The sequence below is a fragment of the Pseudomonas glycinae genome, from assembly GCF_001594225.2.
In the GTDB taxonomy this organism is placed as follows: Bacteria; Pseudomonadota; Gammaproteobacteria; order Pseudomonadales; family Pseudomonadaceae; genus Aquipseudomonas; species Aquipseudomonas glycinae.
The window spans coordinates 4,244,426-4,270,600 of record NZ_CP014205.2; the positions used below are offsets into that span (position 1 = coordinate 4,244,426).

Annotated in this window: 23 protein-coding genes; 9 read left to right on the forward strand and 14 right to left on the reverse strand. The window is 59.4% G+C overall.

The annotated features are described in order from the left end of the window. Nucleotides 1–108: 108 nt before the first annotated feature. Nucleotides 109–738: a 23S rRNA (uridine(2552)-2'-O)-methyltransferase RlmE gene (rlmE, locus tag AWU82_RS19335; protein WP_064382587.1), complete on the reverse strand. Its 630-nt coding sequence runs from the start codon at nucleotides 736–738 to the stop codon at nucleotides 109–111. 101 nt (nucleotides 739–839) lie between these two features. Here rlmE and AWU82_RS19340 point away from each other — a divergent pair, with 101 nt between their 5' ends. After that, the gene (locus AWU82_RS19340; RefSeq protein ID WP_064382588.1) at nucleotides 840–1,148 is read left to right on the forward strand and encodes a YhbY family RNA-binding protein; all 309 of its coding nucleotides are present in this window, start codon (nucleotides 840–842) and stop codon (nucleotides 1,146–1,148) included. 9 nt (nucleotides 1,149–1,157) lie between these two features. Here the strand turns inward: AWU82_RS19340 and AWU82_RS19345 are convergent, their stop codons facing one another. The 8 genes from AWU82_RS19345 to grpE all read right to left on the reverse strand — a co-directional run bounded on the left by AWU82_RS19345 (nucleotide 1,158) and on the right by grpE (nucleotide 11,631). Then, nucleotides 1,158–1,562: a hypothetical protein gene (locus AWU82_RS19345; protein WP_064382589.1), complete on the reverse strand. Its 405-nt coding sequence runs from the start codon at nucleotides 1,560–1,562 to the stop codon at nucleotides 1,158–1,160. 28 nt (nucleotides 1,563–1,590) lie between these two features. Beyond that, nucleotides 1,591–2,067, reverse strand: a complete 477-nt coding sequence (greA, locus tag AWU82_RS19350; RefSeq protein WP_064382590.1) for a transcription elongation factor GreA — start codon at nucleotides 2,065–2,067, stop codon at nucleotides 1,591–1,593. Further along, nucleotides 2,064–5,285: a carbamoyl-phosphate synthase large subunit gene (carB, locus tag AWU82_RS19355; protein ID WP_039769162.1), complete on the reverse strand. Its 3,222-nt coding sequence runs from the start codon at nucleotides 5,283–5,285 to the stop codon at nucleotides 2,064–2,066. The genes greA and carB overlap by 4 nt, the downstream gene beginning before the upstream one ends. Before the next feature lie 126 nt (nucleotides 5,286–5,411). Further along, nucleotides 5,412–6,548 carry a glutamine-hydrolyzing carbamoyl-phosphate synthase small subunit gene (gene carA, locus AWU82_RS19360; RefSeq protein WP_007953761.1) on the reverse strand — a complete coding sequence of 379 codons (1,137 nt, stop codon included), beginning with the start codon at nucleotides 6,546–6,548 and terminating at the stop codon, nucleotides 5,412–5,414. A 256-nt stretch (nucleotides 6,549–6,804) separates the two neighbouring features. After that, nucleotides 6,805–7,611: a 4-hydroxy-tetrahydrodipicolinate reductase gene (dapB, locus tag AWU82_RS19365; RefSeq protein ID WP_064382591.1), complete on the reverse strand. Its 807-nt coding sequence runs from the start codon at nucleotides 7,609–7,611 to the stop codon at nucleotides 6,805–6,807. Nucleotides 7,612–7,620: 9 nt separating this feature from the next. Then, a complete protein-coding gene (gene dnaJ / locus AWU82_RS19370) occupies nucleotides 7,621–8,745 on the reverse strand; it encodes a molecular chaperone DnaJ (RefSeq protein ID WP_039769159.1) in 1,125 nt (374 codons plus the stop codon). A 297-nt stretch (nucleotides 8,746–9,042) separates the two neighbouring features. Next, nucleotides 9,043–10,959, reverse strand: coding sequence for a molecular chaperone DnaK (dnaK, locus tag AWU82_RS19375; protein WP_064382592.1), 1,917 nt, complete (start codon nucleotides 10,957–10,959; stop codon nucleotides 9,043–9,045). Nucleotides 10,960–11,061: 102 nt separating this feature from the next. Then, on the reverse strand, nucleotides 11,062–11,631 hold the full coding sequence (grpE, locus tag AWU82_RS19380) for a nucleotide exchange factor GrpE (RefSeq protein WP_011332394.1): 570 nt from the start codon (nucleotides 11,629–11,631) through the stop codon (nucleotides 11,062–11,064). A gap of 240 nt (nucleotides 11,632–11,871) precedes the next feature. Here grpE and recN point away from each other — a divergent pair, with 240 nt between their 5' ends. Beyond that, entirely contained in the window at nucleotides 11,872–13,545 is a 1,674-nt protein-coding gene (gene recN / locus AWU82_RS19385) for a DNA repair protein RecN (protein ID WP_011332393.1), read from the forward strand. Between the two features lie 75 nt (nucleotides 13,546–13,620). On the opposite strand, the gene fur is transcribed toward recN, so the two are convergent. Then, entirely contained in the window at nucleotides 13,621–14,025 is a 405-nt protein-coding gene (gene fur / locus AWU82_RS19390; protein ID WP_064382593.1) for a ferric iron uptake transcriptional regulator, read from the reverse strand. Between the two features lie 97 nt (nucleotides 14,026–14,122). On the opposite strand from fur, the gene AWU82_RS19395 reads away from it, so the two are divergent. Beyond that, a complete protein-coding gene (locus AWU82_RS19395; protein ID WP_064382594.1) occupies nucleotides 14,123–14,650 on the forward strand; it encodes an outer membrane protein assembly factor BamE in 528 nt (175 codons plus the stop codon). A 61-nt stretch (nucleotides 14,651–14,711) separates the two neighbouring features. Here the strand turns inward: AWU82_RS19395 and AWU82_RS19400 are convergent, their stop codons facing one another. From AWU82_RS19400 to AWU82_RS19410, 3 genes are read right to left on the reverse strand one after another with little or no spacing between them, the layout of a single operon-like run. Next, the gene (locus AWU82_RS19400) at nucleotides 14,712–15,026 is read right to left on the reverse strand and encodes an RnfH family protein (RefSeq protein WP_064382595.1); all 315 of its coding nucleotides are present in this window, start codon (nucleotides 15,024–15,026) and stop codon (nucleotides 14,712–14,714) included. Then, the gene (locus AWU82_RS19405) at nucleotides 15,019–15,453 is read right to left on the reverse strand and encodes a type II toxin-antitoxin system RatA family toxin (protein WP_003221509.1); all 435 of its coding nucleotides are present in this window, start codon (nucleotides 15,451–15,453) and stop codon (nucleotides 15,019–15,021) included. Before AWU82_RS19405 ends, AWU82_RS19400 begins: the two co-directional genes overlap by 8 nt. Nucleotides 15,454–15,460: 7 nt before the next feature. Beyond that, entirely contained in the window at nucleotides 15,461–16,864 is a 1,404-nt protein-coding gene (locus AWU82_RS19410; RefSeq protein WP_064382596.1) for a sodium-dependent transporter, read from the reverse strand. 119 nt (nucleotides 16,865–16,983) lie between these two features. Here AWU82_RS19410 and smpB point away from each other — a divergent pair, with 119 nt between their 5' ends. Next, nucleotides 16,984–17,466: an SsrA-binding protein SmpB gene (gene smpB, locus AWU82_RS19415; RefSeq protein WP_007953781.1), complete on the forward strand. Its 483-nt coding sequence runs from the start codon at nucleotides 16,984–16,986 to the stop codon at nucleotides 17,464–17,466. 50 nt (nucleotides 17,467–17,516) lie between these two features. Here smpB and AWU82_RS19420 read toward each other — a convergent pair whose 3' ends face one another. Continuing rightward, complete coding sequence (locus tag AWU82_RS19420; protein ID WP_039769141.1) at nucleotides 17,517–18,284, reverse strand: FCD domain-containing protein; 768 nt, start codon at nucleotides 18,282–18,284, stop codon at nucleotides 17,517–17,519. 262 nt (nucleotides 18,285–18,546) lie between these two features. Here AWU82_RS19420 and AWU82_RS19425 point away from each other — a divergent pair, with 262 nt between their 5' ends. The 5 genes from AWU82_RS19425 to AWU82_RS19445 all read left to right on the forward strand — a co-directional run bounded on the left by AWU82_RS19425 (nucleotide 18,547) and on the right by AWU82_RS19445 (nucleotide 26,157). After that, on the forward strand, nucleotides 18,547–20,241 hold the full coding sequence (locus AWU82_RS19425) for a lactate permease LctP family transporter (protein ID WP_064382597.1): 1,695 nt from the start codon (nucleotides 18,547–18,549) through the stop codon (nucleotides 20,239–20,241). Nucleotides 20,242–20,391: 150 nt separating this feature from the next. Further along, nucleotides 20,392–21,216, forward strand: a complete 825-nt coding sequence (locus AWU82_RS19430) for a (Fe-S)-binding protein (RefSeq protein ID WP_064382598.1) — start codon at nucleotides 20,392–20,394, stop codon at nucleotides 21,214–21,216. After that, a complete protein-coding gene (locus tag AWU82_RS19435) occupies nucleotides 21,213–22,667 on the forward strand; it encodes a LutB/LldF family L-lactate oxidation iron-sulfur protein (protein WP_064382599.1) in 1,455 nt (484 codons plus the stop codon). The genes AWU82_RS19430 and AWU82_RS19435 overlap by 4 nt, the downstream gene beginning before the upstream one ends. Continuing rightward, nucleotides 22,667–23,338 (forward strand): LutC/YkgG family protein, encoded by a 672-nt coding sequence (locus AWU82_RS19440; protein WP_011332385.1) that lies wholly within the window; start codon nucleotides 22,667–22,669, stop codon nucleotides 23,336–23,338. Before AWU82_RS19435 ends, AWU82_RS19440 begins: the two co-directional genes overlap by 1 nt. Continuing rightward, on the forward strand, nucleotides 23,335–26,157 hold the full coding sequence (locus AWU82_RS19445; RefSeq protein WP_064382600.1) for an FAD-binding and (Fe-S)-binding domain-containing protein: 2,823 nt from the start codon (nucleotides 23,335–23,337) through the stop codon (nucleotides 26,155–26,157). Before AWU82_RS19440 ends, AWU82_RS19445 begins: the two co-directional genes overlap by 4 nt. Nucleotides 26,158–26,175 lie beyond the last annotated feature (18 nt).

A 26,175-nucleotide genomic window follows, 5' to 3' on the forward strand; every position in this document is an offset into this window, starting at 1 on the left:
CTGGCAGGCGCCGTCTGTAACCCTTTGTGAAACACTTTCTACACAATATGCGCTTATGCGCGCGGGGCGAAATACGAAAAACCTATCACCCCGCCAAAAAACCTCGTTTTACTCGCTACGACCGCGGTAGCCCCAAGCCAGCATGTATTGCTCACGAGAGCTGCCGCGAGATGAATCCGGCTTGATCATCTGGATCTTGTCGAACTTCTTGCGAGCATCCTTCAGGTACGTATCGAATCCTTCGCCCTGAAAAATCTTGATCAGGAAATTACCGCCCGGCTTGAGTATCCGCTCCGCCAGATCAAGCGCCAGCTCGCAAAGAAACATGGCCTTGGGCATGTCCACTTCAGGCGTACCACTCATATTGGGGGCCATATCGGAAATCACAAGGTCAACCTGTGAATTACCTACAGCTTCAAGGATCCGCGCGAGCACTTCGTCCTGAGTGAAGTCACCCTGGATAAAGGTCACATCCGGAATACTGTCCATCTCCAGGATGTCCGAGGCGATCAATCGCCCCTGGCCACCGATCAGCCGACTGGTGACTTGAGACCAGCCGCCAGGCGCCGCACCCAGGTCAACGACGCTCATGCCCGGACGGATCAGCTTGTATTTTTCCTGGACCTCCAGAAGCTTGTAACTCGCACGCGAACGGTAACCGTCCTTCTGCGCCTGCTTCACATAGGGGTCATTGACATGTCTTTTCAGCCAACCAAGGCTTGTCTTGGAACGCGCCATTGGGCACCTCGTTGATTAGGGTCGTGATTAATTGGGCGGATCCACGAGCCCTCGGGTAAAATGGCCGCCATTTTACAGAATCCAGACGAAAGGGTCAGATTATGCCGCTCACTCCAGAGCAGAAGAAACAGTACAAATCCATTGGCCACCACCTGAAACCGGTTCTGACTGTGGCTGACAACGGTTTGACTGAGGGTGTTTTAGCCGAACTCGAACGCGCATTGGCAGATCACGAGCTGATCAAGATCAAGCTCAACATCCTCGATCGCGAGGCGCGCCTGGCGTCCGTTGCAGAGCTATGCACGGTCGGCAAGGCCGATCTGGTTCAAGTCATCGGCAAGATGGCACTGATTTACCGCAAGAACTTCAGCGTCAACAAGCAGCTGTCGAACGTCCATCGTTTCAAGTGATGGCAAGGGTCAAGGGTGTGCTTCGCGCACCCTGCCACTCCATCCCGGCACCGGCTGCAATACCAGCACCAGCCCGGAAAAACCCAACACGAGAAAGCTGAACACCTGCCAGCGCTGCGCATCCGGCCAGCCGCCACGCACTGCGACAAACATCGCACACGCATACAACGCCATCAGCAACACTTGCCCGCGAAAATCTCGCCATAGACTGGCAAGGCCCTCGGCCTGTACCAGCACCAAAGCCTGAAATATCACGCACGCGACGGCAAACCCCACCACCGCCACTTCAAACGTACTTGCAACTTCATCGATCAACAGCGGTGCCAGGCCGATTTGACCCAGCACCGGTCGCAGACCGAGATGTACCAGCCACAGGCCACCGACCCACAACATCTGGGCCAGTTGCCAGAGCATTGCGCCCGCATGCAGCAGGCGCCCACCCTCAGATGTGACGGACTTCGACAATCTCGTACTCGATAACGCCACCTGGCGTCTTCACGACGACCGTATCGCCCTCTTCCTTGGCAATCAAGGCGCGAGCGATCGGCGAGCCGACGGAAATCTTGCCGAGTTTGATGTCCGCCTCATCCTCACCCACGATCTGGTAAGTCACGCTTTCATCAGTCTCGACGTTGGCGATTTCGACGGTAGTGCCGAAAATCACTTTGCCGGTGTGCGGAATGGTCGTCACGTCAATGATCACCGCGTTCTGCAGGCGACCTTCGATGTCACGGATCCGCGCCTCGACCATACCTTGCTGTTCGCGAGCGGCATGGTATTCGGCGTTTTCTTTCAAGTCACCCAACTCGCGGGCCGTACCGATGTCCTGGCTAAGCTTCGGACGAACGACCTTGGTCAGGTGAGCGTACTCTTCCTCCAGGGCCTTGGAGCCCTGGACGGTCATTGGGTATTTATTCATGCCTTCAATCCTGCGTGTAGATCCTGCAAGCGGCGTACGGTCTTCTCGGGACCGAACTTCAGCGCTTCACAGATAGCTTCGCCAGCAGCAATGGTGGTGGTGCAGTAAATCTTGTGCTGCAAGGCATTACGACGAATGGAGTACGAATCAGCGATCGACTGACGACCTTCGGTGGTGTTGATGATCAGAGTGACTTCGTCATTCTTGATCATGTCGACCACGTGCGGACGCCCCTCGGTCACCTTGTTCACGCGACGCACTTTCAGACCTGCGGCTTCGATCAGCTTGGCAGTGCCGGCAGTGGCGACGACTTCGAAGCCCAAGTTGATCAGATCACGGGCCACGCCTGCAACCAGTGGCTTGTCATCATCGCGCACGCTGATGAATGCGGTACCGCCGGTCGGCAGCACTTCGCTGGCGCCCATCTGGGCTTTGGCAAAGGCTTCGCCGAAGGTGTCGCCGACGCCCATCACTTCACCGGTGGACTTCATCTCTGGGCCGAGGATCGGGTCAACGCCAGGGAATTTGGCGAACGGGAACACCGCCTCTTTCACACTGTAGAAGTTCGGGATGATTTCCTTGGTGAAGCCGATTTCCTTCAGGGTTTTACCGGCCATCACGCGAGCCGCGACCATTGCCAGGGAAATACCGATGCATTTCGACACGAACGGTACGGTACGGGAAGCACGCGGGTTGACTTCGATGACGTAGATGTCTTCGCCCTGCAGCGCCAACTGAACGTTCATCAGGCCGACCACGCCCAGTTCCAGGGCCATTTTCTTGACCTGTTCGCGCATCTCGTCCTGGATGTGTGCCGGCAGCGAGTACGGCGGCAGCGAGCACGCGGAGTCACCGGAGTGAACGCCCGCCTGTTCGATGTGCTGCATGATCGCGCCGATCACTACGTCCTTGCCGTCGCAGACCGCATCCACGTCCATCTCGATGGCGCAGTTGAGGAAGTGGTCGAGCAGCACCGGACTGTCGTTCGACACTTGCACCGCGTCACGCAGGTAACGCTTGAGCTCTTCTTCCTTGTAGACGATTTCCATCGCCCGGCCGCCCAGTACGTAGGACGGACGCACCACCAGCGGGTAACCGATTTTCGCGGCAGCGCGAACGGCTTCGTCTTCGCTGCGCACGGTGGCGTTTGGCGGCTGACGCAGGTTCAGACGCTCGACCATTTGCTGGAAGCGCTCACGGTCTTCGGCGCGGTCGATGGCATCAGGGCTGGTGCCGATGATCGGCACGCCGGCTGCTTCCAGAGCGCGAGCCAGTTTCAGAGGCGTCTGGCCGCCGTACTGGACGATCACGCCCTTCGGCTTCTCGACGCGGCAGATTTCCAGCACGTCTTCCAGGGTCACTGGTTCGAAGTACAGACGATCGGAAGTGTCGTAGTCAGTGGAAACGGTTTCCGGGTTGCAGTTGACCATGATGGTCTCGTAACCGTCATCGCGCAGCGCCAGTGCCGCGTGTACGCAGCAGTAGTCGAACTCGATGCCCTGACCGATACGGTTCGGGCCACCGCCGAGGATGATGATCTTGTCGCGACCGGACGGCGCAGCTTCGCACTCTTCCTCGTAGGTCGAGTACAGGTAGGCGGTGTCGGTGGCGAACTCGGCCGCGCAGGTGTCGACGCGCTTGTAGACCGGGAACACTTCCAGCTTGTGGCGGTGAGTGCGCAGGTTCTTCTCGGTGACGCCCAGCAGCTTGGCCAGACGCTGGTCGGAGAAACCTTTGCGCTTGAGCTTGTACATCAGATCGCGGTCGATAGCGGACAGACCGAGGGTCTTGACCTTCTCTTCGTCCTTGATCAGATCTTCGATCTGCACCAGGAACCAAGGATCGATCATGTTCATGCCGAAGATTTCTTCGACGGTCATGCCGGCGCGGAAAGCGTCCGCCACGTACCAGATACGCTCGGCGCCCGGCACAGTCAGTTCGCGCTTGAGCACGCTCATGCTTTCCGGGTTGCTCAGGTCGACTTTCTCGTCCAGGCCGCAAACACCCACTTCCAGACCGCGCAGAGCTTTCTGCAGGGATTCCTGGAAGGTACGGCCGATGGCCATGACTTCACCGACCGACTTCATCTGAGTGGTCAGGCGCGCGTCAGCGTTGGCGAACTTCTCGAAAGCGAAGCGCGGCAGCTTGGTCACGACGTAGTCGATGGACGGCTCGAAGGACGCCGGGGTACGACCTCCAGTGATGTCGTTCTGCAGTTCGTCGAGGGTGTAACCGACCGCCAGCTTGGCCGCGATCTTGGCGATCGGGAAACCGGTGGCTTTCGAGGCCAGAGCCGACGAGCGGGATACACGCGGGTTCATCTCGATCACGACCATGCGGCCGGTGTCCGGGCAGATACCGAACTGAACGTTGGAACCGCCGGTCTCGACGCCGATCTCGCGCAGTACCGCCAGCGAGGCGTTACGCAGGATCTGGTATTCCTTGTCGGTCAGGGTCTGGGCCGGGGCAACAGTGATCGAGTCACCGGTGTGCACGCCCATCGGGTCGAAGTTTTCGATCGAGCAGACGATGATGCAGTTGTCCTTTTTGTCGCGGACAACTTCCATTTCATATTCTTTCCAGCCGATCAGGGATTCGTCGATCAGCAGTTCCTTGGTTGGCGACAGGTCCAGACCACGGGCGCAGATTTCTTCGAACTCTTCACGGTTGTAAGCGATACCGCCACCGGTGCCGCCCATGGTAAAGGACGGACGGATGATGCACGGGAAGCCCAGGCGCTCGAGCACCGCGTTGGCTTCCTCCATGCTGTGGGCGATACCGGAACGCGGGCATTCCAGGCCGATGGCTTTCATCGCCTTGTCGAAACGCGAACGGTCTTCAGCCTTGTCGATGGTGTCGGCGTTGGCGCCGATCATCTCTACGCCGAACTTCTCCAGAACGCCTTCGCGCTCCAGATCCAGGGCGCAGTTCAGAGCAGTCTGGCCGCCCATGGTTGGCAACACGGCATCCGGACGCTCTTTCTCGATGATCTTGGCAACGGTCTGCCACTTGATCGGTTCGATGTAGGTCGCGTCGGCCATGTCCGGGTCGGTCATGATGGTGGCCGGGTTGGAGTTCACCAGGATGACGCGGTAACCCTCTTCGCGCAGGGCTTTACAGGCCTGGGCGCCGGAGTAGTCGAATTCGCAGGCCTGGCCGATAACGATCGGGCCAGCGCCGAGAATCAGGATGCTTTTAATGTCTGTACGTTTTGGCATGGGTTTGTCACTCAAATCCGCAGGTCAGTCGGCAAGCCGTCTTGATCGATTTCTGAAGTCCCGAGGGGGCCGCCGGTTCCGGGGCCGCCCTCGAGGGGCTTCTCGCTACAGTCTCAAGGCGAGCGCTTAGCGTCGCTTGGCCATCTCGTTGATGAAGCGGTCAAACAGAGGGGCCACATCGTTCGGGCCCGGGCTCGCTTCAGGGTGACCCTGGAAGCTGAACGCGCTCTTGTCGGTGCGCTCGATACCTTGCAGGGTGCCGTCGAACAGCGATTTGTGGATCGCGCGGACGTTGGCTGGCAGGGTTTCTTCGTCAACCGCGAAGCCGTGGTTCTGGCTGGTGATCATCACGACGCCCGTGTCCAGATCCTGCACCGGGTGGTTGGCACCGTGGTGGCCGTGGCCCATTTTCAGGGTCTTGGCGCCGGAGGCCAGAGCCAGCAGCTGGTGACCGAGGCAGATGCCGAAGACCGGAATTTCGGTTTCCAGCACTTCCTTGATCGCTTTGATCGCGTAGTCGCAAGGCTCTGGATCACCAGGACCGTTGGACAGGAACACGCCGTCCGGCTTCAAGGCCAGCACATCGGCCGCCGGAGTTTGCGCCGGCACCACGGTCACGCGGCAACCGCGCTCGACCAGCATGCGCAGGATGTTGACCTTGACGCCGTAGTCGTAGGCAACCACGTGGTAAGGCAGCTCGGACGCTTCGATGGTCGCGTGGCTGTCGGTTTTCAGATCCCAGACAGTGGAGCGCCATTCGTATTGGGTCTTGGTGCTGACGACTTTCGCCAGATCCATGCCCTTCAGGCCCGGGAAGCCTTGCGCCGCGGCGATGGCCGCTTCTTCGGAGATGTTGTCGCCGGCCATGATGCAGCCGTTCTGTGCGCCTTTTTCACGCAGGATGCGGGTCAGGCGGCGGGTGTCGATACCGGCGATCGCCACAACATTGTTGGCTTTCAGGTAATCGGACAGGGACATCGTGTTACGCCAGTTGCTCGCTACCAGCGGCAGGTCACGGATGACCAGGCCAGCGGACCAGACGCGATCGGACTCGGCGTCTTCCGGCGTGGTGCCGGTGTTGCCGATGTGCGGGTAAGTCAGGGTAACGATCTGTTGGGCGTAGGAAGGATCGGTAAGGATTTCCTGATAGCCGGTCATTGCGGTGTTGAACACCACCTCACCAACGGTCTGACCGTCGGCTCCAATGGCTTCGCCGCGAAAAATGCTGCCATCAGCAAGGGCGAGTATGGCTGGCTTAGTCAAGAAGACCTCCCGTAAATAACGCATGAAAGGGCAATCGCAGGTTGTAAAAAAGCGGAGTGACGTATGGACACGTCACCCCGCTTCTTCACTGAATTATTCTGCGCGCTTTTAGTGGACACACTAAAGCTGTAGCTTACAGAAAAAGGGATTTTTGGTCTACCGCCAATGAGGCCTGAAGGCCGGAGAATGCGACAGGGCGTCGCCCGGCGGAGCAAAACCGGCACAAACAGGGCATTTGCGCCGGTTTCAGAACATCTCAATGCAGGTCGAGCACGTCCTGCATGTCGTACAAACCAGGCTCGCGACCGTCAAGCCACAACGCCGCACGCACCGCGCCCTTGGCGAATGTCATGCGACTCGAAGCCTTGTGCGTGATCTCCAGACGCTCGCCCTCGCAGGCAAACAGCACTGTGTGATCGCCCACCACGTCACCGCCGCGAACAGTGGCAAAGCCGATGGTTTCGCGCTCACGGGCACCGGTGTGACCTTCGCGACCATAGACCGCGACTTTCTGCAGATCACGATCCAGCGCATTGGCAATCACTTCACCCATGCGCAGGGCCGTACCCGACGGCGCATCGATCTTGTGGCGGTGATGGGCTTCGATGATCTCGATGTCCGCATCATCAGCCAATACCCGCGCTGCCATGTCGAGCAGCTTCAGCGACAGGTTGACGCCGACACTGAAGTTGGCGGCGAAGACGATCGGAATATCCTTGCCCGCCTCGGCCAGCAACTGCTTCTGCGCAGCGTCCAGCCCGGTCGTGCCGATCACCATCGCCTTGCCGGCCTTGCGGCAGAAGGCCAGGTTTTTCAGCATCACTTCCGGCAGGGTGAAGTCGATCAAGACATCGAACTCTTCCGCCACCGATTCCAGATTTCCGGACAGCGGCACGCCGATTCGGCCCAGCGAAGCCAGCTCACCGGCATCCACACCGATCAGCGTACTGCCAGGACGAACAATCGCGGCCGTCAAACCGGTCAGCGGCGCGCGCTGCTGCACGGCCTCGACCAGAATCTTGCCCATGCGCCCGGCAGCGCCCATCACAGCTATACGTCGCATGCCGACTCCTTACAGATCGCCGAAGAAGCGCTTCACACCGTCGAACCAACCGGTGGTTTTCGGGGAGTGGCTGTTGTCGTCCGCCAGGGAGCTGCGGAACTCTTCCAGCAGTTCACGTTGACGACGGTTCAGGTTGACCGGCGTTTCGACGGCCACACGGCACATCAGATCGCCCGCGCCACCGCCACGCACTGGCGCAACACCCTTGCCGCGTACGCGGAACTGCTTGCCGGTCTGAGTTCCTTCCGGAATCTTCAGTTTGACGCGACCGTCGAGGGTCGGAATTTCCAGCTCGCCGCCCAGGGCCGCGTCGACGAAGCTGATCGGCACTTCGCAGAACAGATGCTTGCCGTCACGCTGGAAGATGTCGTGTTCGCGGACGTTGATCACCACGTACAGGTCGCCGGTCGGGCCACCCTGAGTGCCCGCCTCGCCTTCACCGGACAAACGAATGCGGTCACCGGTGTCGACACCGGCCGGCACTTTGACGGAGAGGGTTTTGTATTCTTCGACGCGACCGTCGCCGTGGCAGGAATCGCACGGATCGGAAATGATCTTGCCCTGACCATGGCAACGCGGGCAGGTCTGCTGCACCGAGAAGAAGCCTTGCTGCATGCGTACCTGACCGATGCCGCCGCACGTCGGGCACGTCGATGGCGACGAGCCTTTCTTGGCACCCGATCCATCACATGGTTTGCAATTGACCAATGTCGGAACGCGGATATTCACGGTAGTACCGCGTACCGCTTCTTCCAGGTTCAGCTCCAGGGTGTAACGCAAATCGCTGCCGCGCTGAGCGCCGCCACGGGAACCGCCGCGACCGCCACCGAAGAAGTCACTGAAGACATCACCGAAGATGTCGGAGAAGTTCTGACCGCCGAAGCCTGCACCGCCGCCGCCCATGCTCGGGTCGACACCGGCATGACCATACTGATCGTACGCTGCACGCTTGCTGGAATCGGACAGCACTTCGTAGGCTTCGTTAGCCTCTTTGAACAGATCTTCCGACGCCTTGTCACCGGGATTACGGTCCGGGTGGTGCTTCATCGCCAGACGGCGATAGGCCTTTTTCAGGTCTGCTTCGCTTGAGCCGCGCTCAACACCCAACACTTCGTAATAGTCACGCTTAGCCATAAGTTCTTCATACTCTTGAGGACGTTCGGCAAACCCCTCCTGAGCTTCGCCAAACTCGTTGAGCCCCAATACAGGCCCGGACCCAACTCACGTCAATTCAACGATCCTGGTCTTTGGTTCATGCGGTATTTGCGGCGCGAAAAGCAGGAGCATTCCCGGCCATACCGCCAACACACGAAGCTTGTCGCATGCTGTAAAAATTCGCGTATTCCAGATACGCCAACGCGGGAGCAAGCTCCCGCGCGGCGACATCCTACCAGTCACCGCCGCAAGGCAGTCAACCGGGCGACCAACAACTTACTTGTGGTCTTTGACTTCTTCGAACTCGGCATCGACAACATCGTCAGCCTTTTCAGCTTTCTCGTCGTGCGGTGCTGCGCCTTCAGCAGGCTGAGCCTGTTCGGCGTACATCTTCTGAGCAACCGGTGCAGAGACTTTCGACAGCTCTTCAACCTTGGCGTCGATGGCAGCCTTGTCGTCGCCTTTGACGGCAACTTCCAGGGCAACCACAGCCGCTTCGATTGCAGTCTTCTCTTCTGCAGTCACTTTGTCGCCAGCGTCGGCGATCATCTTGCGAGTCGAGTGAACCAGTGCATCACCCTGGTTACGGGCAGCGGCCAGCTCTTCGAACTTGCGGTCTTCCTCGGCGTTCAGCTCGGCGTCGCGCACCATCTTCTGGATTTCTTCATCCGACAGACCAGAGTTGGCCTTGATGGTGATCTTCTGCTCTTTGCCAGTCGCCTTGTCCTTCGCACCTACGTGCAGGATGCCGTTGGCGTCGATGTCGAAGGTCACTTCGATCTGCGGCACACCACGTGGAGCAGGTGGAATGTCGGCCAGGTCGAACTTGCCCAGGGACTTGTTCTGTGCGGCTTGCTTGCGCTCGCCTTGCAGGACGTGAATGGTCACGGCGCCCTGGTTGTCGTCGGCCGTCGAGAACACTTGCGATTTCTTGGTAGGAATCGTGGTGTTTTTCTCGATCAGCGCGGTCATCACGCCACCCATGGTTTCGATACCCAGGGTCAGCGGGCTGACGTCGAGCAGCAGAACGTCTTTCACGTCACCGGCCAGAACGGCGCCCTGGATCGCAGCACCCATGGCAACAGCTTCGTCCGGGTTCACGTCTTTACGTGCTTCTTTACCGAAGAAATCCGAAACAGCTTTCTGCACCATCGGCATACGGGTCTGACCGCCGACCAGGATCACGTCGTCGATCTTGCTGGCGTCGATGCCGGCGTCTTTCAGAGCAATGCGGCATGGCTCGATGGTACGAGTCACCAGATCTTCAACCAGCGATTCGAGCTTGGCACGGGAGATCTTCACATTCAGATGCTTCGGACCGGTCGCGTCTGCAGTAATGTACGGCAGGTTGACGTCGGTCGACTGCGAGGAAGACAGCTCGATCTTGGCTTTCTCAGCGGCTTCTTTCAGACGCTGCAAGGCCAGAGGATCGTTCTTCAGGTCCATGCCGGACTCTTTCTTGAACTCGTCGACGAGGTAGTCGATCAGGCGCATGTCAAAGTCTTCGCCACCCAGGAAGGTGTCGCCGTTGGTGGCCAGCACTTCGAACTGGTGCTCGCCGTCAACTTCAGCGATCTCGATCACGGAGACGTCGAAAGTACCACCACCGAGGTCGTAAACGATCACGGTGTGATCGCCCTTGGCCTTGTCCATACCGTAAGCCAGAGCAGCAGCGGTCGGTTCGTTGATGATACGTTTTACGTCCAGACCGGCAATGCGGCCAGCATCTTTAGTTGCCTGGCGCTGACTGTCGTTGAAGTACGCCGGAACGGTGATCACCGCCTCGGTCACAGCCTCACCGAGATAGTCTTCGGCGGTCTTCTTCATCTTTTTCAGGACTTCGGCGCTGATTTGCGGCGGAGCCATCTGCTTGCCGGAGGCCTCGACCCAGGCGTCACCATTGTTAGCCTTGACGATCTTGTAAGGCACCAGCTTGATGTCTTTCTGTACAACTTCTTCTTCGAAGCGGCGACCGATCAGACGCTTTACTGCGAAAAGGGTGTTGTGCGGGTTGGTCACAGCCTGACGCTTGGCCGACTGACCGACCAGGATTTCGCCATCGTTGGCGTAAGCGATGATCGACGGCGTGGTGCGCGCGCCTTCAGCGTTCTCAATAACTTTGGCTTTGCCGTTTTCCAGCACGGAGACGCAGGAGTTGGTAGTCCCCAGGTCGATACCGATAATTTTGCCCATGTTCACTCTCCCGAAACTTTGGATTTTTTTGCCGCAGCAGTGGTGGCTGACTGCGGTAATACTTAAACGCTTGACTTGTAAATGGGGGCCTTGCGGCTAATTTCAAGCCTTCTCGTCAATCGAAGGCGAAACTGGCGCCGGCGCCTTGCTGACCACGACCATCGCCGGACGCAGCAGGCGACCGTTGAGCTGGTAGCCCTTCTGGAACACCTTCAGAATGCTGTTCGGCTCCAGGTCAGCACTTTCCTGCATGGCCATCGCCTGATGCTCCACAGCATTGAACGGTTCGCCTTCCTGCGGGCTGACAGCGACAAGCTGATAGCGCGTGAGGGTGTCGTGAAACATTTTCAGGGTCAGCTCGATGCCTTCACGCATCGGACGGATGCTTTCGTCATCCGGGCTCGACAGCTCGAGACCACGCTCCAGGCTGTCGACGATCGGCAGCAGATCGCCGGCGAATTTTTCCAGCGCAAACTTGTGCGCCTTTTCGACATCCTGCTCGGCACGGCGGCGGACGTTCTGCAGATCGGCAGCTACGCGCAGCGATTGATCCTGCGCGGCGGCCAATTGCTCTTCGAGCACTTGTACACGGGTCGCCAGGTCATCACCCGAGGCCTCGGGCGCCTGATTGGCTTCTGGATTTTGCGTATCTACTGTCTGTTCGTCAGCCATAGAATTCTCCTTTCAATATCGTCCGCGAGTTCGATTCGCGCTTCTGCCCCGGTATATGGGGCCGCAAAATCAGGCTTCAAGGGCTGACAACGATTAACCCTACAAAAAAGTGCTGCATTGGCATTCCCGGGCGCGACAGGCATTTGATCGGATCATCCTCATCGATCCAAGCGAGGGCATTGTCAGCCCGAAACAAAACACTGTATAAATAACCAGACCTGAAGCCTGGGAGCGGCCTTTATGCTGGTGCACCTGTCCGTACACAACTACGCCATCGTTGAACATCTCGATCTCGAACTCGATCGCGGCATGAGCGTGATTACCGGGGAAACCGGCGCCGGCAAGTCGATCATGCTCGACGCCCTGGGCCTGACGCTCGGTGATCGCGCCGACAGCGGCGTGGTTCGACCGGGCGCCGACAAGGCCGATATCCTGGCGACCTTCGACCTGGCCGACATCCCCGAGGCCAGCGCCTGGCTGGCGGAACGCGACCTGGAAATCGACGGCCCGTGCATCCTGCGCCGGGTCATCACATCCGAAGGTCGGTCACGCGGCTATATAAATGGCACGCCCTGCCCGCTTGGCGATCTCAAGGCACTCGGCGAGCTGCTGATCGATATCCACAGCCAGCACGAACACCAATCCCTGCTCAAGACCGATACCCACCGGCGCCTGCTCGACGAGTACGCCGGGGCTACCGATCTGGCACGCCAGGTACACTTGGCCGCCCAGCGCTGGCGCCAGACTCGCCAGGAGCTGGAACGCCTTTCCAACTCCGGCGACGAACAGCGTGCACGCCATCAACTGCTCAGCTATCAACTCGAAGAACTGGAAAACCTCGGCCTCGGTGAAAACGAGCTGGAAGAGCTGGAGCAGGAACACAAGAACCTGACCAACGCCGAAACCCTGCTCGGCATCTGCCGACAAGTGGTCGAGCAATGCAGCGAAAGTGATTCCGGCAATGTGCTGAATGCCTTGACGGCCAGCCTCAACCGACTGTCGAGCGTGAACAGCTCGGTGGGTGCGCTGGGTGAAGCGAGCAGCCTGCTGACCAGTGCACAAATCCAGGTCGAAGAGGCCGTCGGCGAGCTCAATCGTTTTCTCGACAACTTCGACGCTGATCCGGCGCGCCTGCAATATCTCGAGGAACGCCTGGACTCCATTTACACATTGGCACGCAAACACCGCATTCAGCCGACGGAAGTGGCAGAGATGCAGCAGAAGCTGCTCGACGAAATCGAAGCGCTGGACGCCAACGATGAATCCATCGAACGCCTCGCCGAAGAACTCGCTTCCTATGCCCGCCACTATCAGGAAAAGGCTCGGGAACTCAGTGAGCTGCGCCATCAGGCAGCCGGCAGCCTGGCAAGCGCGGTGGAACAGGAGATTCAGCGCCTGGGCATGCCCGGCGGGCGCTTCACCATCGAACTGCGCGCCAACAATAGCAGCGAGTTGCAACCCAATGGTCTGGAACAAGTCGAGCTGCTGGTGAGCGCCAACCCGGGCCAACCCTTGAAAGCCTTGGCCAAAGTGGCGTCCGGCGGTGAGTTGTCACGGATCAGCCTGGCCATCCAGGTGATTACAGCCCAGACCTCTCGCGTACCGACATTGGTATTCGACGAAGTGGACGTGGGGATTGGCGGTCCGACGGCGGAAATCGTCGGCCAATTGTTACGCCGCCTCGGGGATCGCGGACAGGTTCTTACGGTCACGCATTTGCCGCAAGTTGCGGCTCAGGGGCATCAGCACCTGTTCGTGCACAAGGTACGTGGCGAGCAGGCGACTCATACGGCCGTTTCGAAGCTGAGCAAGAATGACCGCATAGAAGAAGTCGCGCGGATGTTGGGCGGCATCGATCTGACCAAGGAGTCCTTGGCGCACGCGAAAAAGATGGTCGTAACCGCAAAGGTTTAAGAACCGCAGAAAGCACGAAGGCGACCCTTGGGTCGCCTTCGTTCGTTTCGCGAACCTGAAATTCGCGCGACATGCTTACTTTTTCTTGCGTACGTACAGGACGAGATTGTGATCAACCATCTCGTAACCGTGCTTCTCGACGATCGCCTTCTGAAGTTTTTCGATTTCTTCGTCGAAGAATTCGATGACTTCGCCCGACTCCACGTTAACCATATGGTCGTGGTGGCCACCATCGGCCAATTCGAATACCGCGTGGCCGCCGTCGAAGTTGTGACGGACCACGAGGCCAGCCGCTTCGAACTGGGTCAGAACACGGTAAACCGTGGCCAGACCGACATCCTCGCCAGCTTCCATCAACGCCTTGTAGACGTCCTCGGCACTCATGTGACGCTGCTCGGTAGAGTCGAGCATTTGCAGGATCTTGACCCGTGGCAGGGTCACTTTGAGGCCGGCTTTGCGTAGTTCGCTATTTTCAACCATGGTCAGCTTTCTCGCGATGCTGCTTCGCAGCTTCTCTTAATGCGGGTATGATCGGCGTTTACGTTGTCCCAGCCAAGATAGTGGAAGTCGCCCACCGATGCAAAACACCAAGCTCTTGCTAACCAGTTTCACCTTTGTGGGACTGCTCGCACTCGCCGGTTGTTCATTCCCCGGGGTTTACAAAATCGACATCCAGCAGGGCAATGTCGTCACGCAGGACATGATAGACCAGTTACGCCCGGGAATGACCCGGCCGCAAGTACGGTTTATCATGGGCAACCCTCTGCTTGCCGACACGTTCCATGCCAACCGCTGGGATTACCTGTACAGCCTGCAACCGGGGGGCGGTGAACGCCAGCAGGAACGCGTAAGTGTCATTTTCGACTCGAATGACCGCCTTGCCAGCCTGTCCGGTGATTTCATGCCGGGCGTCAGCCGTGACGAAGCCATTCTCGGCAAGGACAGCGGCACCAGCGTGACCGCTCCTGCTGAAAACGCCGAGCAGCCGAAACCGGAAAAACCGGCCAAGCCAGGCTCCTTGCTGGATCAGATCCAGAAGGACGTCGATGGTGTGGAAACCGTTCCGGTTCCAACGCCAGAACCGCTGGACACCTCGCCGCAGTAATTTGCGACGCAATAAAAAACCCGGAAATTCCGGGTTTTTTATTGCCTGCCGTTTGGCCAGCCTACTGGTTTCGCGCCTTGGCCTCGGCAGCCTTGGCGGCGCGCAGACGGCGCACCTCTTTCGGATCAGCCAACAGCGGTCTATAGATCTCGATGCGATCGCCTTCCTGGACCCGTCGAGCATCCGGATCAACGATCACTTTGCCGAAGATCCCCAAGGGACAACCGTTCAGATCCAGCTCCGGAAATTCAACGTCAATCCCGGACGCCATCAGCGCCGCACGCACCGTCGTACCCTCGGCGACGCTGATCACACGCAAAACCTGACGATCAACGGCGGCATACACCACTTCGATTTGAATCACCGGCTCAACCATGCATCTGCTTGGCGCGCTGGCAGAACGCATCCACCAATGTATTGGCCGCCTGATTGAACAAAGGACCGAGCGTCGCGCGGACCAGCGGCCCGGCATAGTCGAAGGACAGATCCAGACTGATCTTGCAGGCTTTCTCGTTCAACGCCTTGAACACCCAGACACCGTGCAACTGATTGAATGGACCTTCCTCAAGATTCATCTCGATCGACTGTCCCGGCACCAGCGTATTGCGCGTCACGAAGTGCTGACTAAGCCCACCCTTGGCCACGCCAACACTGGCGCGCATATGCTCAGGCGAGCTTTCCAGGACTTCGGCAGACGAGCACCACGGCAGAAACTCCGGGTAACGCGCCACGTCATTGACCAAGTCATAAAGAAATTGCGCCGGATAAGGCAGCAGCGCCGATCGTTGAATATGTGTCGTCATGTAAGCGTCACTTCCAGAGCTGGGCGGCAAACACTACAAGGATGCCGATGGGCGCCACATAGCGCATCAAAAATAGAGACAGGGCGAACAGCGCCGGGCTGCGAATCGACAATTCGTCACGCACCGCTTCACGCCCCATCACCCAACCGGCAAACAGCACAAAGCACAGCCCGCCGAGCGGCAACATGATCCGCGAGGTGAAGAAGTCGATCACACCAAAGAAATCCAGACCACCGGCCGCACCCCATTGGTAGAGATGGAACACCCCGCCATCGTTCACGAAAAATTTGGCTTCCTTCCAGATATTGAAGGAAAACACCGTGCCCAGACCGACGAACCAGCAGGTGAACGCCAACCAGAATGTCACCCACGTACGACTGATTTTAGTCCGCTCGACCAGATAGGCGACCATCGGCTCCAGCAGGGAAATCGCTGAGCTCCAGGCCGCGATTGCCACCAGAACAAAGAACACCACGCCCATCAACTGGCCGAACAGCACGTTACCGAAAGCAAATGGCAGACTGACGAACATCAGCCCCGGGCCTTCACTCGGGTTCAAACCACCGGCAAACACAATCGGAAACAAGGCCAGACCGGCCACCAGCGAAACAAAGGTATCGAGCAACGCCACACCCACAACCGTACCGGACAGCGAAGCTTCCTTGGTCATATAGGCGCCGTAGATCATGATCGAGCCCACGCCCACGCTCAGGGAGAAGAACGCGTGGCCCATGGCCGGCAGCAAGCCGTCGAGGACTTTTTCCGGGTGGAAATCGAACATGAAGTGCACACCCTCCATGAAATGCCCGGTGGTCATGCTGTAACCCAGCAGCACCAGCACCATCACGAACAGCAGCGGCATCATGATCCGCAGGCTGCGCTCAAGCCCGGCAACCACGCCCTTGGCGATCACCACAGCCGACAACAGCATGAAAACCGTGTGCCAAAGTGTCAGGCGCCAGGGGTCGGAGATGACATTGCCAAAATAGGCCCCGACCTGATCGGCCGTAGCCCCCTGAAAATCTCCGCGCCCCATATCAATGATGTAATCCAGCGACCAGCCGCCGACCACACTGTAGAAAGACAGGATCAGCAACGCCGTGATCATCCCGGCGAACGCACCCCACGACCATTTGCCCGAGTGACCGGCTTCCAGCGCCAGCATCTTCAGGGCATTCGCCGGGCTCTGACGGGCACGGCGGCCGATCAGGGTTTCGGCGAGCATCACCGGGATACCGATCAGCGCGATACACGCCAGAAACATCAGCACGAAGGCGCCGCCACCGTAGACCCCGACCATGTAGGGGAATTTCCAGATGCTGCCCAATCCCACGGCCGAACCGGTCGCGGCGAATATGAAAACCCAGCGGCTAGCCCAACTGCCGTGGACAGAAACCTTGTCTGTCGACATCGTTTATCACGCCCAAGCGTTAGAAAAAGAGGCCGCATTGTCCGGGATTCACTCAACCTGCTCAAGCACGCAGCATCACCGTAGCCGACAGCCGTTTATCTCCATATAATGCCGCCCCTATGGCTAAACAGAAGAAACACCCAACAGGGACCATCGCGCAAAACAAAAAGGCGCGACACGATTACTTCATCGAGCACAAGTTCGAGGCTGGTCTGGTCCTGGCCGGCTGGGAAGTAAAAAGTCTGCGGGCAAGCAAGCTGCAACTGGTCGACAGTTACGTGCTGCTCAAGGATGGCGAGGCCTGGTTGCTCGGCAGCCACATCACGCCTCTGATGACCGCCAGCACCCACGTCATTGCCGACCCGGTGCGTACCCGCAAGTTGCTGCTCAACCGCCGCGAGCTGGACAAGCTCGCCGCCGCCGTGCAGCAGAAGGGTTACGCCTGCGTGTGCCTGTCCTGGTACTGGAGCAAGCACATGGTCAAGTGCGAGATCGCGCTGGGCAAGGGCAAGAAGGAATACGACAAGCGTGATACCGAACGCGAACGCGACGCCGGTCGCGAGTTGCAGCGTGCGGTGCGCAACAAGGGCAAGGAAGACTGATTTTTCTGCCTGAATGACCGTTCCCGCGTCCTGCACGGGAGCGGTCATGTCTACATCCCTTTGCGTCGCTCGGCGCGAGCCATGCGTTGCACTTCCTGACGCACCTCTTCCAGCACTTCCTGCACATACAGAATGTGTCGGCTGGACACCTCACGCGCCTGTTCCGCGCGCCCCTCGATAATCGCCAGATACAACTCCCGATGCTGAGTGATCAGCATGTCGCGGGTTTCCGTGCGCTGCTTGTACATGCCGCCGATGTTGGTCACCACGTTGCGCTTGAGCAGATCGAACAGCCCGCGAATGGTGTGCAGCAACACTGCGTTATGACTGGCTTCGGCAATCGCCAGGTGGAATTTCGCATCCGCCGCACCCTCTTCCGCCCGGCTCACTTCGTCATGACGCGAATAGCAATCCTGTAACTCCTCAAACGCCGCCGTCAGCCGTTCACGATCGACATCCGTGGCACGCAATGCTGCGTAATAGGCACACGATGCCTCCAGTGTGTGGCGAAACTCCAGCAGATCGCGCTGGGCCTCAGGATTGCTTTCCAGCAATTGCAGCAGCGGATCGCTGAACGTCGAACCGAGGCTTTCCACGACATAATTGCCGCCGCCCTGCTTGCTGACCAGCAAACCCTTGGCCGCGAGTTTCTGAATCGCCTCGCGCAACGAGGGCCGGGAAACGCCGAACTGTTCCGCCAGAGTCCGCTCGGCCGGCAGACGCTCGCCGGACTTCAGCGTGCCCTCGAGAATCATCCCTTCCAGTCGCTCGACAATGTCATCAGACAAACGGCGCTGACGTATCTGATCAAACCCCATCACTCAACTCTCCACCATCCCGACCGCTCGCCGGGCTCTCTATTCTGGCCTATCGACGCTGCGCCGACACCTGCCAGATGACATTTGGGTGACCGGATCAGATCGAGCTCTGCACCGGTGATTCGACAAAAGTTTTAGGGCGGCAAATTGACACACCGACATCAAGGCTTTTACCCTAGCCAACAGCGATTGTAAATTGGTCTTACCAATTAACCAAGAACGCTGACAGTGCCTGACCAACAACAATTAGGGGCCACCCCATATGCAAACCTGGCAACAGCTCTACAGCCCGCTCGGCAGTCTCGGCGTGTCCGCACTCGCGGCCGTCATCCCCATCGTTTTCTTCTTCCTCGCTTTGGCGGTGTTCCGCCTCAAGGGTCATGTGGCCGGCAGCATCACGCTCGCCCTGGCTATCGCCGTGGCGATCTTCGCGTTCCAGATGCCGGTCGACATGGCGTTTGCCGCCGCCGGATATGGCTTCGCCTATGGTCTATGGCCGATTGCCTGGATCATTGTGGCGGCGGTGTTCCTGTACAAACTGACGGTCAAGAGCGGTCAGTTCGAGGTCATCCGCAGTTCGGTGCTGTCGATCACTGACGACCAGCGCCTGCAGGTGCTGCTGATCGGTTTCTGTTTCGGTGCATTCCTCGAAGGTGCCGCCGGTTTCGGTGCACCCGTGGCGATTACCGCTGCGCTGCTGGTGGGACTCGGTTTCAACCCGCTGTACGCCGCCGGCCTGTGCCTGATTGCCAACACCGCCCCAGTGGCATTCGGCGCACTGGGGATTCCGATCATCGTGGCTGGCCAAGTCACCGGCATCGACGCGTTCAAGATCGGCGCCATGACCGGCCGCCAACTGCCACTGCTGTCGCTGTTCGTGCCGTTCTGGCTGGTGTTCATGATGGACGGCCTGCGCGGTGTGCGTGAAACCTGGCCGGCGGCGCTGGTCGCAGGCCTGAGCTTTGCCGTCACCCAATACTTCACTTCGAATTTCATCGGCCCGGAACTGCCGGACATCACGTCGGCCCTGGCCAGCCTGATTTCGCTGACACTGTTCCTGAAGGTCTGGCAGCCGAAACGTGCCGCCGGCCAGCACATCGTCGGCGCCGTGTCCGCTTCGGTGGTAACTGCCAGCGTCGGCGGTTTCGGCCAGAAGCGCACCACCGTCGCTTCGCCTTACAGCCTCGGGGAAATTTTCAAGGCGTGGTCGCCGTTCCTGATCCTCACCGTGCTGGTGACCATCTGGACGCTCAAGCCCTTCAAGGCCATGTTCGCCGCCGGCGGTTCGATGTACGCCTGGGTGTTCAACTTCGCGATTCCGCACCTGGATCAACTGGTAATCAAGACTGCGCCGATCGTTGCCGCCCCGACCGCGATTCCGGCCGTGTTCAAACTCGATCCGATTTCCGCGACCGGCACGGCGATTTTCTTCTCCGCGCTGATCTCGATGCTGGTGCTGAAGATCAATATCAAAACTGGTCTTACCACTTTGAAAGAGACCTTCTACGAACTGCGCTGGCCGATCCTGTCGATCGGCATGGTGTTGGCGTTTGCCTTTGTCACCAACTATTCCGGCATGTCCTCGACCATGGCTCTGGTGCTGGCGGCGACCGGCGCGGCATTCCCGTTCTTCTCGCCTTTCCTCGGCTGGCTCGGCGTGTTCCTGACCGGTTCCGATACTTCGTCCAACGCCCTGTTCAGTTCGCTGCAAGCGACCACCGCGCACCAGATCGGGGTCAACGACACCTTGCTGGTGGCGGCCAATACCAGCGGCGGCGTGACCGGCAAGATGATCTCGCCACAATCGATCGCCGTGGCCTGCGCAGCAACCGGCCTGGTGGGCAAGGAATCCGATCTGTTCCGCTTCACCCTCAAGCACAGCCTATTCTTTGCAACGATTGTCGGCCTGATCACCTTGGCCCAGGCCTATTGGTTTACCGGCATGCTGGTGCATTAAGACTACAAGCGACATGGAAATAACCGACGCCGGTTCGTGATTCCGGCGTCAGCAATTCACAACCCGGTCTGTAAGGCTGCTGAAAGCAATGCGTTCTATATTCGGCAGCCTCAACAGACGGATAACCGGGCCCACCCGGAGACACGCCTGATGAGCGAGCTTTTTTACAACGCTGTGCCCAACGCTACTCGCGTCGCACCGCCGCTGCCCGAACCCCGGCAATACCCCAGCGAGAAACCGTCGCGGGTCTACTTGTTCGGCACGTGCGTGGTCGACCTGTTCTACCCGGAAGCCGGGATGGACGCGATCCACTTGCTGGAACGCGAAGGCATCCGGGTCGACTACCCGCAAGGGCAGAGCTGCTGCGGACAACCGGCCTATACCTCGGGTTACACCGAGCAGGCACGGACGGTGGCGCGCTCGCAACTGGCGCTGTTTGCCGGGGACTACCCGGTGGTGGTGCCGTCGGGTTCGTGCGCCGGAATGATCCGCGAGCATTACGCCGACTTGTTCAAGGACGAGCCGGAAACGTTGACACAGGTTCAGGCCCTTGCGGACCGTACCTATGAGCTGGCCGAGTTTCTGCTGTTCGTCTGCAAGGTGCAGCTCAAGGACAGCGGCGAGCCGGTCAAAGTGGCGCTGCACACCTCGTGTTCGGCGCGACGGGAAATGAACACCCACCTGCACGGCCGCGAGTTGTTGGCGCAGTTGAGCAACGTGGAACGGGTCAACCACGATCACGAAAGCGAATGCTGTGGCTTCGGTGGGACATTCAGCGTCCGTATGCCAGACATTTCCGGCGCGATGGTGGCTGACAAGACCCGGGCGTTGAAGGAATCCGGCGCGCATCAGGTACTCAGTGCCGACTGCGGCTGCCTGATGAACATCAACGGCTCGCTGGAAAAACAGCAGGAAGCACTGCGCGGGCAACACCTGGCGAGCTTTCTCTGGCAACGAACCGGAGGTGCGCGATGAGCACTTCCACGATTATTCCTACGGTTGCCGTAGAAGAAGATTTCCGCACTCGGGCACACAACGCCTTGGGCGATTCGCAGTTGCGGAACAACTTCCGCACCGCGATGGATTCATTGATGACCAAGCGGGCAGCGGCTTTCAGCGATGCCCACGAAAGAGAACACTTGCGCGCCCTGGGCAACTCGATCAGGGCGCGCGCGCTCTCCAAGTTGCCCGACCTGCTCGAGCAACTGGAACAGAACCTGACCCGCAACGGTGTGACAGTGCACTGGGCGGAAACGGTGGACGAGGCCAATGGCATCGTCCTTTCGATCATCCGCGCTCACGAGGCGCGGCAAGTGATCAAGGGCAAATCGATGGTCAGCGAAGAGATGGAGATGAACCATTTCCTCGAGGCTCGGGACATTGAATGCCTGGAGTCCGACATGGGGGAGTACATCGTCCAGCTCGACCACGAGAAGCCTTCACACATAATCATGCCGGCAATCCACAAGAATGCCGGTCAGGTCGCGTCCTTGTTCCACGACAAACTTGGCGTGGAATACACCAAGGACGTTGACCAACTCATTCAGATCGGTCGCAGGGTCCTGCGGCAGAAATTCTTCGAAGCGGATATCGGCGTCTCCGGCGTCAACTTCGCCGTGGCCGAAACCGGCACCCTGCTGCTGGTGGAGAACGAAGGCAACGGCCGCATGACCACCACCGTGCCGCCGGTGCACATCGCCGTCACCGGCATCGAAAAAGTCGTGGAAAACCTGCGCGACGTGGTGCCGCTGCTGTCATTGCTGACCCGCTCGGCGCTGGGCATTCCGATCACCACTTACGTCAACATGATCTCCGGCCCGCGCAAGGAACATGAACTCGACGGCCCGCAGGAAGTGCATCTGGTATTGCTCGACAACGGTCGCAGCCAGGCGTTTGCGGACAGCGAACTGCGCCAGACGTTGAACTGCATCCGCTGCGGCGCCTGCATGAACCATTGCCCGGTCTACACCCGCGTCGGCGGCCATACCTACGGCGAGGTTTACCCCGGCCCGATCGGCAAAATCATCACCCCGCACATGGTCGGCCTGGCGAAAGTCCCGGATCACCCGAGCGCGTCTTCTTTGTGCGGCGCCTGCGGTGAAGTGTGCCCGGTGAAGATTCCAATTCCCGCGTTGCTGCGGCGCCTGCGCGAAGAAAACGTCAAAGCCCCGGACGCCCCGCATCAGGTGATGCGCGGTCAGGGCAGCAAATACTCGCGCAAGGAACGTTTCATCTGGAACGCTTGGGCGAAGCTCAACAGCTCGCCGACTTTGTATCGACTGTTTGCGTTTTTCGCCACGCGCCTGCGCGCCCTGGCGCCGAACAATGTCGGGCCGTGGACGCAGAACCACAGCGCACCGAAACCCGCCGCCCGCTCACTGCATGACATGGCTCGCGAACACCTGGCCAAACGAGGAGACCGTTGATGAGCGCCAAACAAAACATCCTCGGCAAGTTACGGAAGAGTCTGACCGGAACCACACCGATTGCCGACAACTTTGACGTCGATCTGGTGACCCAGCCTTACACCTACAGCGCCGAACAACGCATCCCGCAACTGCGCAAACTGATGGAAGCGGTGCACACCGAAATCCACCTGACTTCCGCTGATGGGTGGCCGGCGCTGCTGGCGCAATTGCTGCGCGACCGCCAGTTGCCGAGCCTGCTGATCGCACCGACTACACCCCATGGGCAGCGCATCACACAGCACTGGGCGAACAATCCTGATCTGCCGGCGCTGAAGTCCTACGACCGCCCGATGGAAGAGTGGAAAGCCGAGTTGTTCAACGACACCCCGGCCAGCCTCACCGGCACACTCGGCGCCATCGCCGCTACCGGCAGCCTGATTCTCTGGCCGACCCGCGAAGAACCACGGTTGATGAGCCTCGTGCCGCCGGTGCATTTCGCCCTGCTCAAGGCCAGCCAGATCCGCGACAACTTCTATCAGGTGCAGCAGGAATTCGAGTGGGCCCAAGGCATGCCTACCAACGCGCTGCTGGTGTCCGGCCCGTCGAAAACCGCCGACATCGAACAAGTCCTGGCCTACGGCGCCCACGGCCCGAAAGACCTGGTGGTGTTGATCCTGGAGGACCAATGACCTTACCGGCGACTTTCCTGCGCGATGCGCAGCAGCTGATTCCGGCCGAACGGCGTTTCGACGATCCGCTGTCGACCCTGGCCTTCGGCACCGATGCCAGTTTCTACCGATTGATTCCGCAACTGGTGATCCGCGTCGAATCCGAAGACGAAGTAGTGGCGCTGCTGAAACTGGCCCAGCGCGATCAGGTCCCGGTGACCTTCCGCGCCGCCGGCACCAGCCTGTCCGGCCAGGCGATCAGTGATTCGGTGTTGATCGTGCTTGGGGATAACTGGAACGCACGTGAAATTCGCGGCCAGGGCACACAGATCCGCCTGCAACCGGGCGTAATCGGTGCCCAGGCCAATGCATGGCTGGCGCCATTCGGGCGCAAGATCGGTCCGGATCCGGCGTCGATCAACGCCTGCAAGATCGGCGGCATTGTCGCCAACAACGCCAGCGGCATGTGCTGCGGCACCGCGCAAAACACCTATCACACGCTGGCCGGGATTCGTCTGGTGTTGGCGGACGGCACACGTCTCGACACCGAAGATGCCGCCAGCGTCGAGGCGTTTCGAGTCAGCCACCGCGAACTACTGGAACGCTTGGCAACATTGGGCCGCGAAACCCGCGCCAATGCCGAACTCGCCGCGCGAATCCGCCACAAATACCGTCTGAAAAATACCACCGGCCTGTCGCTCAACGCCCTGGTGGATTTCGATGAACCTGTGGATATCTTGAGCCACTTGCTGGTTGGCTCCGAAGGCACCCTTGGTTTCATCAGCGCGGTGACCTACGACACGGTGATCGACCACCCGAACAAGGCCTCGGCGCTGATCGTTTTCCCGGATGTGGAAACCTGCTGCAACGCCGTCACCGTGCTGAAAAGCCAACCGGTGTCCGCCGTGGAACTGCTCGACCGCCGCAGCCTGCGCTCGGTGCAGGACAAACCCGGAATGCCGGATTTCGTACAGCAGCTGTCGAACAATGCCTGCGCGCTCTTGATCGAATCCCGCGCCGCGTCTTCCACTTTGCTGCAGGAACAACTGGCGCAGATCATGGCGTCGCTCAGCGGCTTCCCGGTGGAGAAACAGGTCGACTTCACCGAAGACCCGGTCGAAAACGCCCGCCTCTGGGCGATCCGCAAAGACACCTTCCCTGCCGTCGGCGCCGTGCGCAAGACCGGCACTACGGTGATCATCGAAGACGTCACCTTCCCGGTGGAACAACTGGCCATCGGCGTGAACCGTCTGATCGAGCTGTTCGACAAACATTCCTACGACGAAGCGATCCTTTTCGGACACGCGCTGGAAGGCAATCTGCACTTCGTCTTCACCCAAGGCTTCAACAGCACGGAAGAAGTCGCACGCTATCAGGCGTTCATGGACGACGTGGCGCAACTGGTGGCCGTGGAGTTCGGCGGTTCGCTGAAGGCCGAACACGGCACCGGACGCAACATGGCGCCCTTCGTCGAACTGGAATGGGGCAGCGACGCCTATCAATTGATGTGGCAGCTCAAACGCCTGCTCGACCCCAACGGCATTCTCAATCCGGACGTGGTGCTCAGCGAAGATCCGCAGATCCACCTCAAGCACCTGAAACCGCTGCCGGCGGCCGACGAGATTGTGGATAAATGCATCGAATGCGGTTTCTGCGAGCCGGTCTGCCCCTCGAAAGGCCTGACCCTGAGCCCGCGCCAGCGCATCGTGATCTGGCGCGATATTCAGGCGCGAAAGCGCGCCGGAATCGACACCACCGAGCTGGATAAAGCCTACGAGTACCAAGGCATTGATACCTGCGCCGCGACCGGTTTGTGTGCGCAACGCTGCCCCGTGGGAATCAATACCGGCGAGCTGGTGAAAAAGCTGCGCAGCCGTCACGCAACCCATACGAAAACCGCCAACCTGATCGAAGGAAATTTCGCCACCACCCTGCAAGGTGCGCGTTTCACCCTGCATGTGGCCAACGGAGCGCGGATGTTGATGGGGGCACCGCGCCTGGCGAAGCTTTCAGCGACCCTGACGCGGCTGTCCAAAGGTCAGGTGCCGCTGTGGACCAACGCGATGCCGCAACCGGAAAAAGCCATTCGCTTCAGTCCGGCCGTGTCGGACGAACGCCCGCGCGTCGTGTATCTGGCAGCCTGCGTCTCGCGTGTGATGGGGCCGACGGCGGGCGACAAGGAGCAGATGTCGCTGTACGACAAAACCCGTGGTCTGCTGGAGAAGGCCGGTTATCAGGTGGTGTTCCCGGACAATCTGGACAACCTCTGCTGCGGCCAGCCCTTCGCGTCCAAGGGCTATGCCGAACAGGCCGAGCACAAGCGTCAGGAACTGATCGGCGCATTGCTTCAGGCCAGTCGCGGCGGCCTCGATCCGATCTATTGCGATACCAGCCCCTGCACCTTGCGACTGGTGCAGGACGTGGGAAATGTTCGCCTGGATCTGTATGACCCTGTGCGATTCATCCGTACGCATCTGCTGGACCGGCTCGACTTCACGCCCCAGGAAGCACCGATTGCCGTGCACGTGACATGCAGCACTCAGCATCTCGGGGAGAGCCAGGCGCTGATCGAACTGGCGCGCAAATGCAGCAAGAACGTGGTGATCCCGGAAGGCATTCACTGCTGCGGTTTCGCCGGCGACAAGGGTTTCACCACGCCGGAGCTCAACAGCCACTCACTGCGAACGCTCAAGGATGCGGTGCAGCATTGCAGCGAGGGGATTTCCACCAGCCGCACCTGTGAGATCGGTCTGACGCAACATGGTGGAATCGACTACCACGGTCTGGTGTATCTGGTGGATCGGGTGACCCAAGCCAAAGCCCCCCCAACCGCGCTCTGAAGAAAAATAGAACCCTTG

Coding starts and splice junctions, on each gene's coding strand:
- AWU82_RS19405 (WP_003221509.1), bottom strand. CDS start 15,453: ATGACGACACATATTCAACGATCGGCGCTGCTGCCTTATCCGGCGCAA.
- dnaJ (WP_039769159.1), bottom strand. CDS start 8,745: ATGGCTAAGCGTGACTATTACGAAGTGTTGGGTGTTGAGCGCGGCTCA.
- greA (WP_064382590.1), bottom strand. CDS start 2,067: ATGAATAAATACCCAATGACCGTCCAGGGCTCCAAGGCCCTGGAGGAA.
- dapB (WP_064382591.1), bottom strand. CDS start 7,611: ATGCGACGTATAGCTGTGATGGGCGCTGCCGGGCGCATGGGCAAGATT.
- AWU82_RS19340 (WP_064382588.1), top strand. CDS start 840: ATGCCGCTCACTCCAGAGCAGAAGAAACAGTACAAATCCATTGGCCAC.
- AWU82_RS19440 (WP_011332385.1), top strand. CDS start 22,667: ATGAGCGCCAAACAAAACATCCTCGGCAAGTTACGGAAGAGTCTGACC.
- dnaK (WP_064382592.1), bottom strand. CDS start 10,959: ATGGGCAAAATTATCGGTATCGACCTGGGGACTACCAACTCCTGCGTC.
- AWU82_RS19410 (WP_064382596.1), bottom strand. CDS start 16,864: ATGTCGACAGACAAGGTTTCTGTCCACGGCAGTTGGGCTAGCCGCTGG.
- AWU82_RS19430 (WP_064382598.1), top strand. CDS start 20,392: ATGAGCGAGCTTTTTTACAACGCTGTGCCCAACGCTACTCGCGTCGCA.
- recN (WP_011332393.1), top strand. CDS start 11,872: ATGCTGGTGCACCTGTCCGTACACAACTACGCCATCGTTGAACATCTC.
- AWU82_RS19425 (WP_064382597.1), top strand. CDS start 18,547: ATGCAAACCTGGCAACAGCTCTACAGCCCGCTCGGCAGTCTCGGCGTG.
- AWU82_RS19345 (WP_064382589.1), bottom strand. CDS start 1,562: ATGCTCTGGCAACTGGCCCAGATGTTGTGGGTCGGTGGCCTGTGGCTG.
- grpE (WP_011332394.1), bottom strand. CDS start 11,631: ATGGCTGACGAACAGACAGTAGATACGCAAAATCCAGAAGCCAATCAG.
- AWU82_RS19395 (WP_064382594.1), top strand. CDS start 14,123: ATGCAAAACACCAAGCTCTTGCTAACCAGTTTCACCTTTGTGGGACTG.
- AWU82_RS19400 (WP_064382595.1), bottom strand. CDS start 15,026: ATGGTTGAGCCGGTGATTCAAATCGAAGTGGTGTATGCCGCCGTTGAT.
- carB (WP_039769162.1), bottom strand. CDS start 5,285: ATGCCAAAACGTACAGACATTAAAAGCATCCTGATTCTCGGCGCTGGC.
- AWU82_RS19435 (WP_064382599.1), top strand. CDS start 21,213: ATGAGCACTTCCACGATTATTCCTACGGTTGCCGTAGAAGAAGATTTC.
- smpB (WP_007953781.1), top strand. CDS start 16,984: ATGGCTAAACAGAAGAAACACCCAACAGGGACCATCGCGCAAAACAAA.
- AWU82_RS19420 (WP_039769141.1), bottom strand. CDS start 18,284: ATGGGGTTTGATCAGATACGTCAGCGCCGTTTGTCTGATGACATTGTC.
- AWU82_RS19445 (WP_064382600.1), top strand. CDS start 23,335: ATGACCTTACCGGCGACTTTCCTGCGCGATGCGCAGCAGCTGATTCCG.
- fur (WP_064382593.1), bottom strand. CDS start 14,025: ATGGTTGAAAATAGCGAACTACGCAAAGCCGGCCTCAAAGTGACCCTG.
- rlmE (WP_064382587.1), bottom strand. CDS start 738: ATGGCGCGTTCCAAGACAAGCCTTGGTTGGCTGAAAAGACATGTCAAT.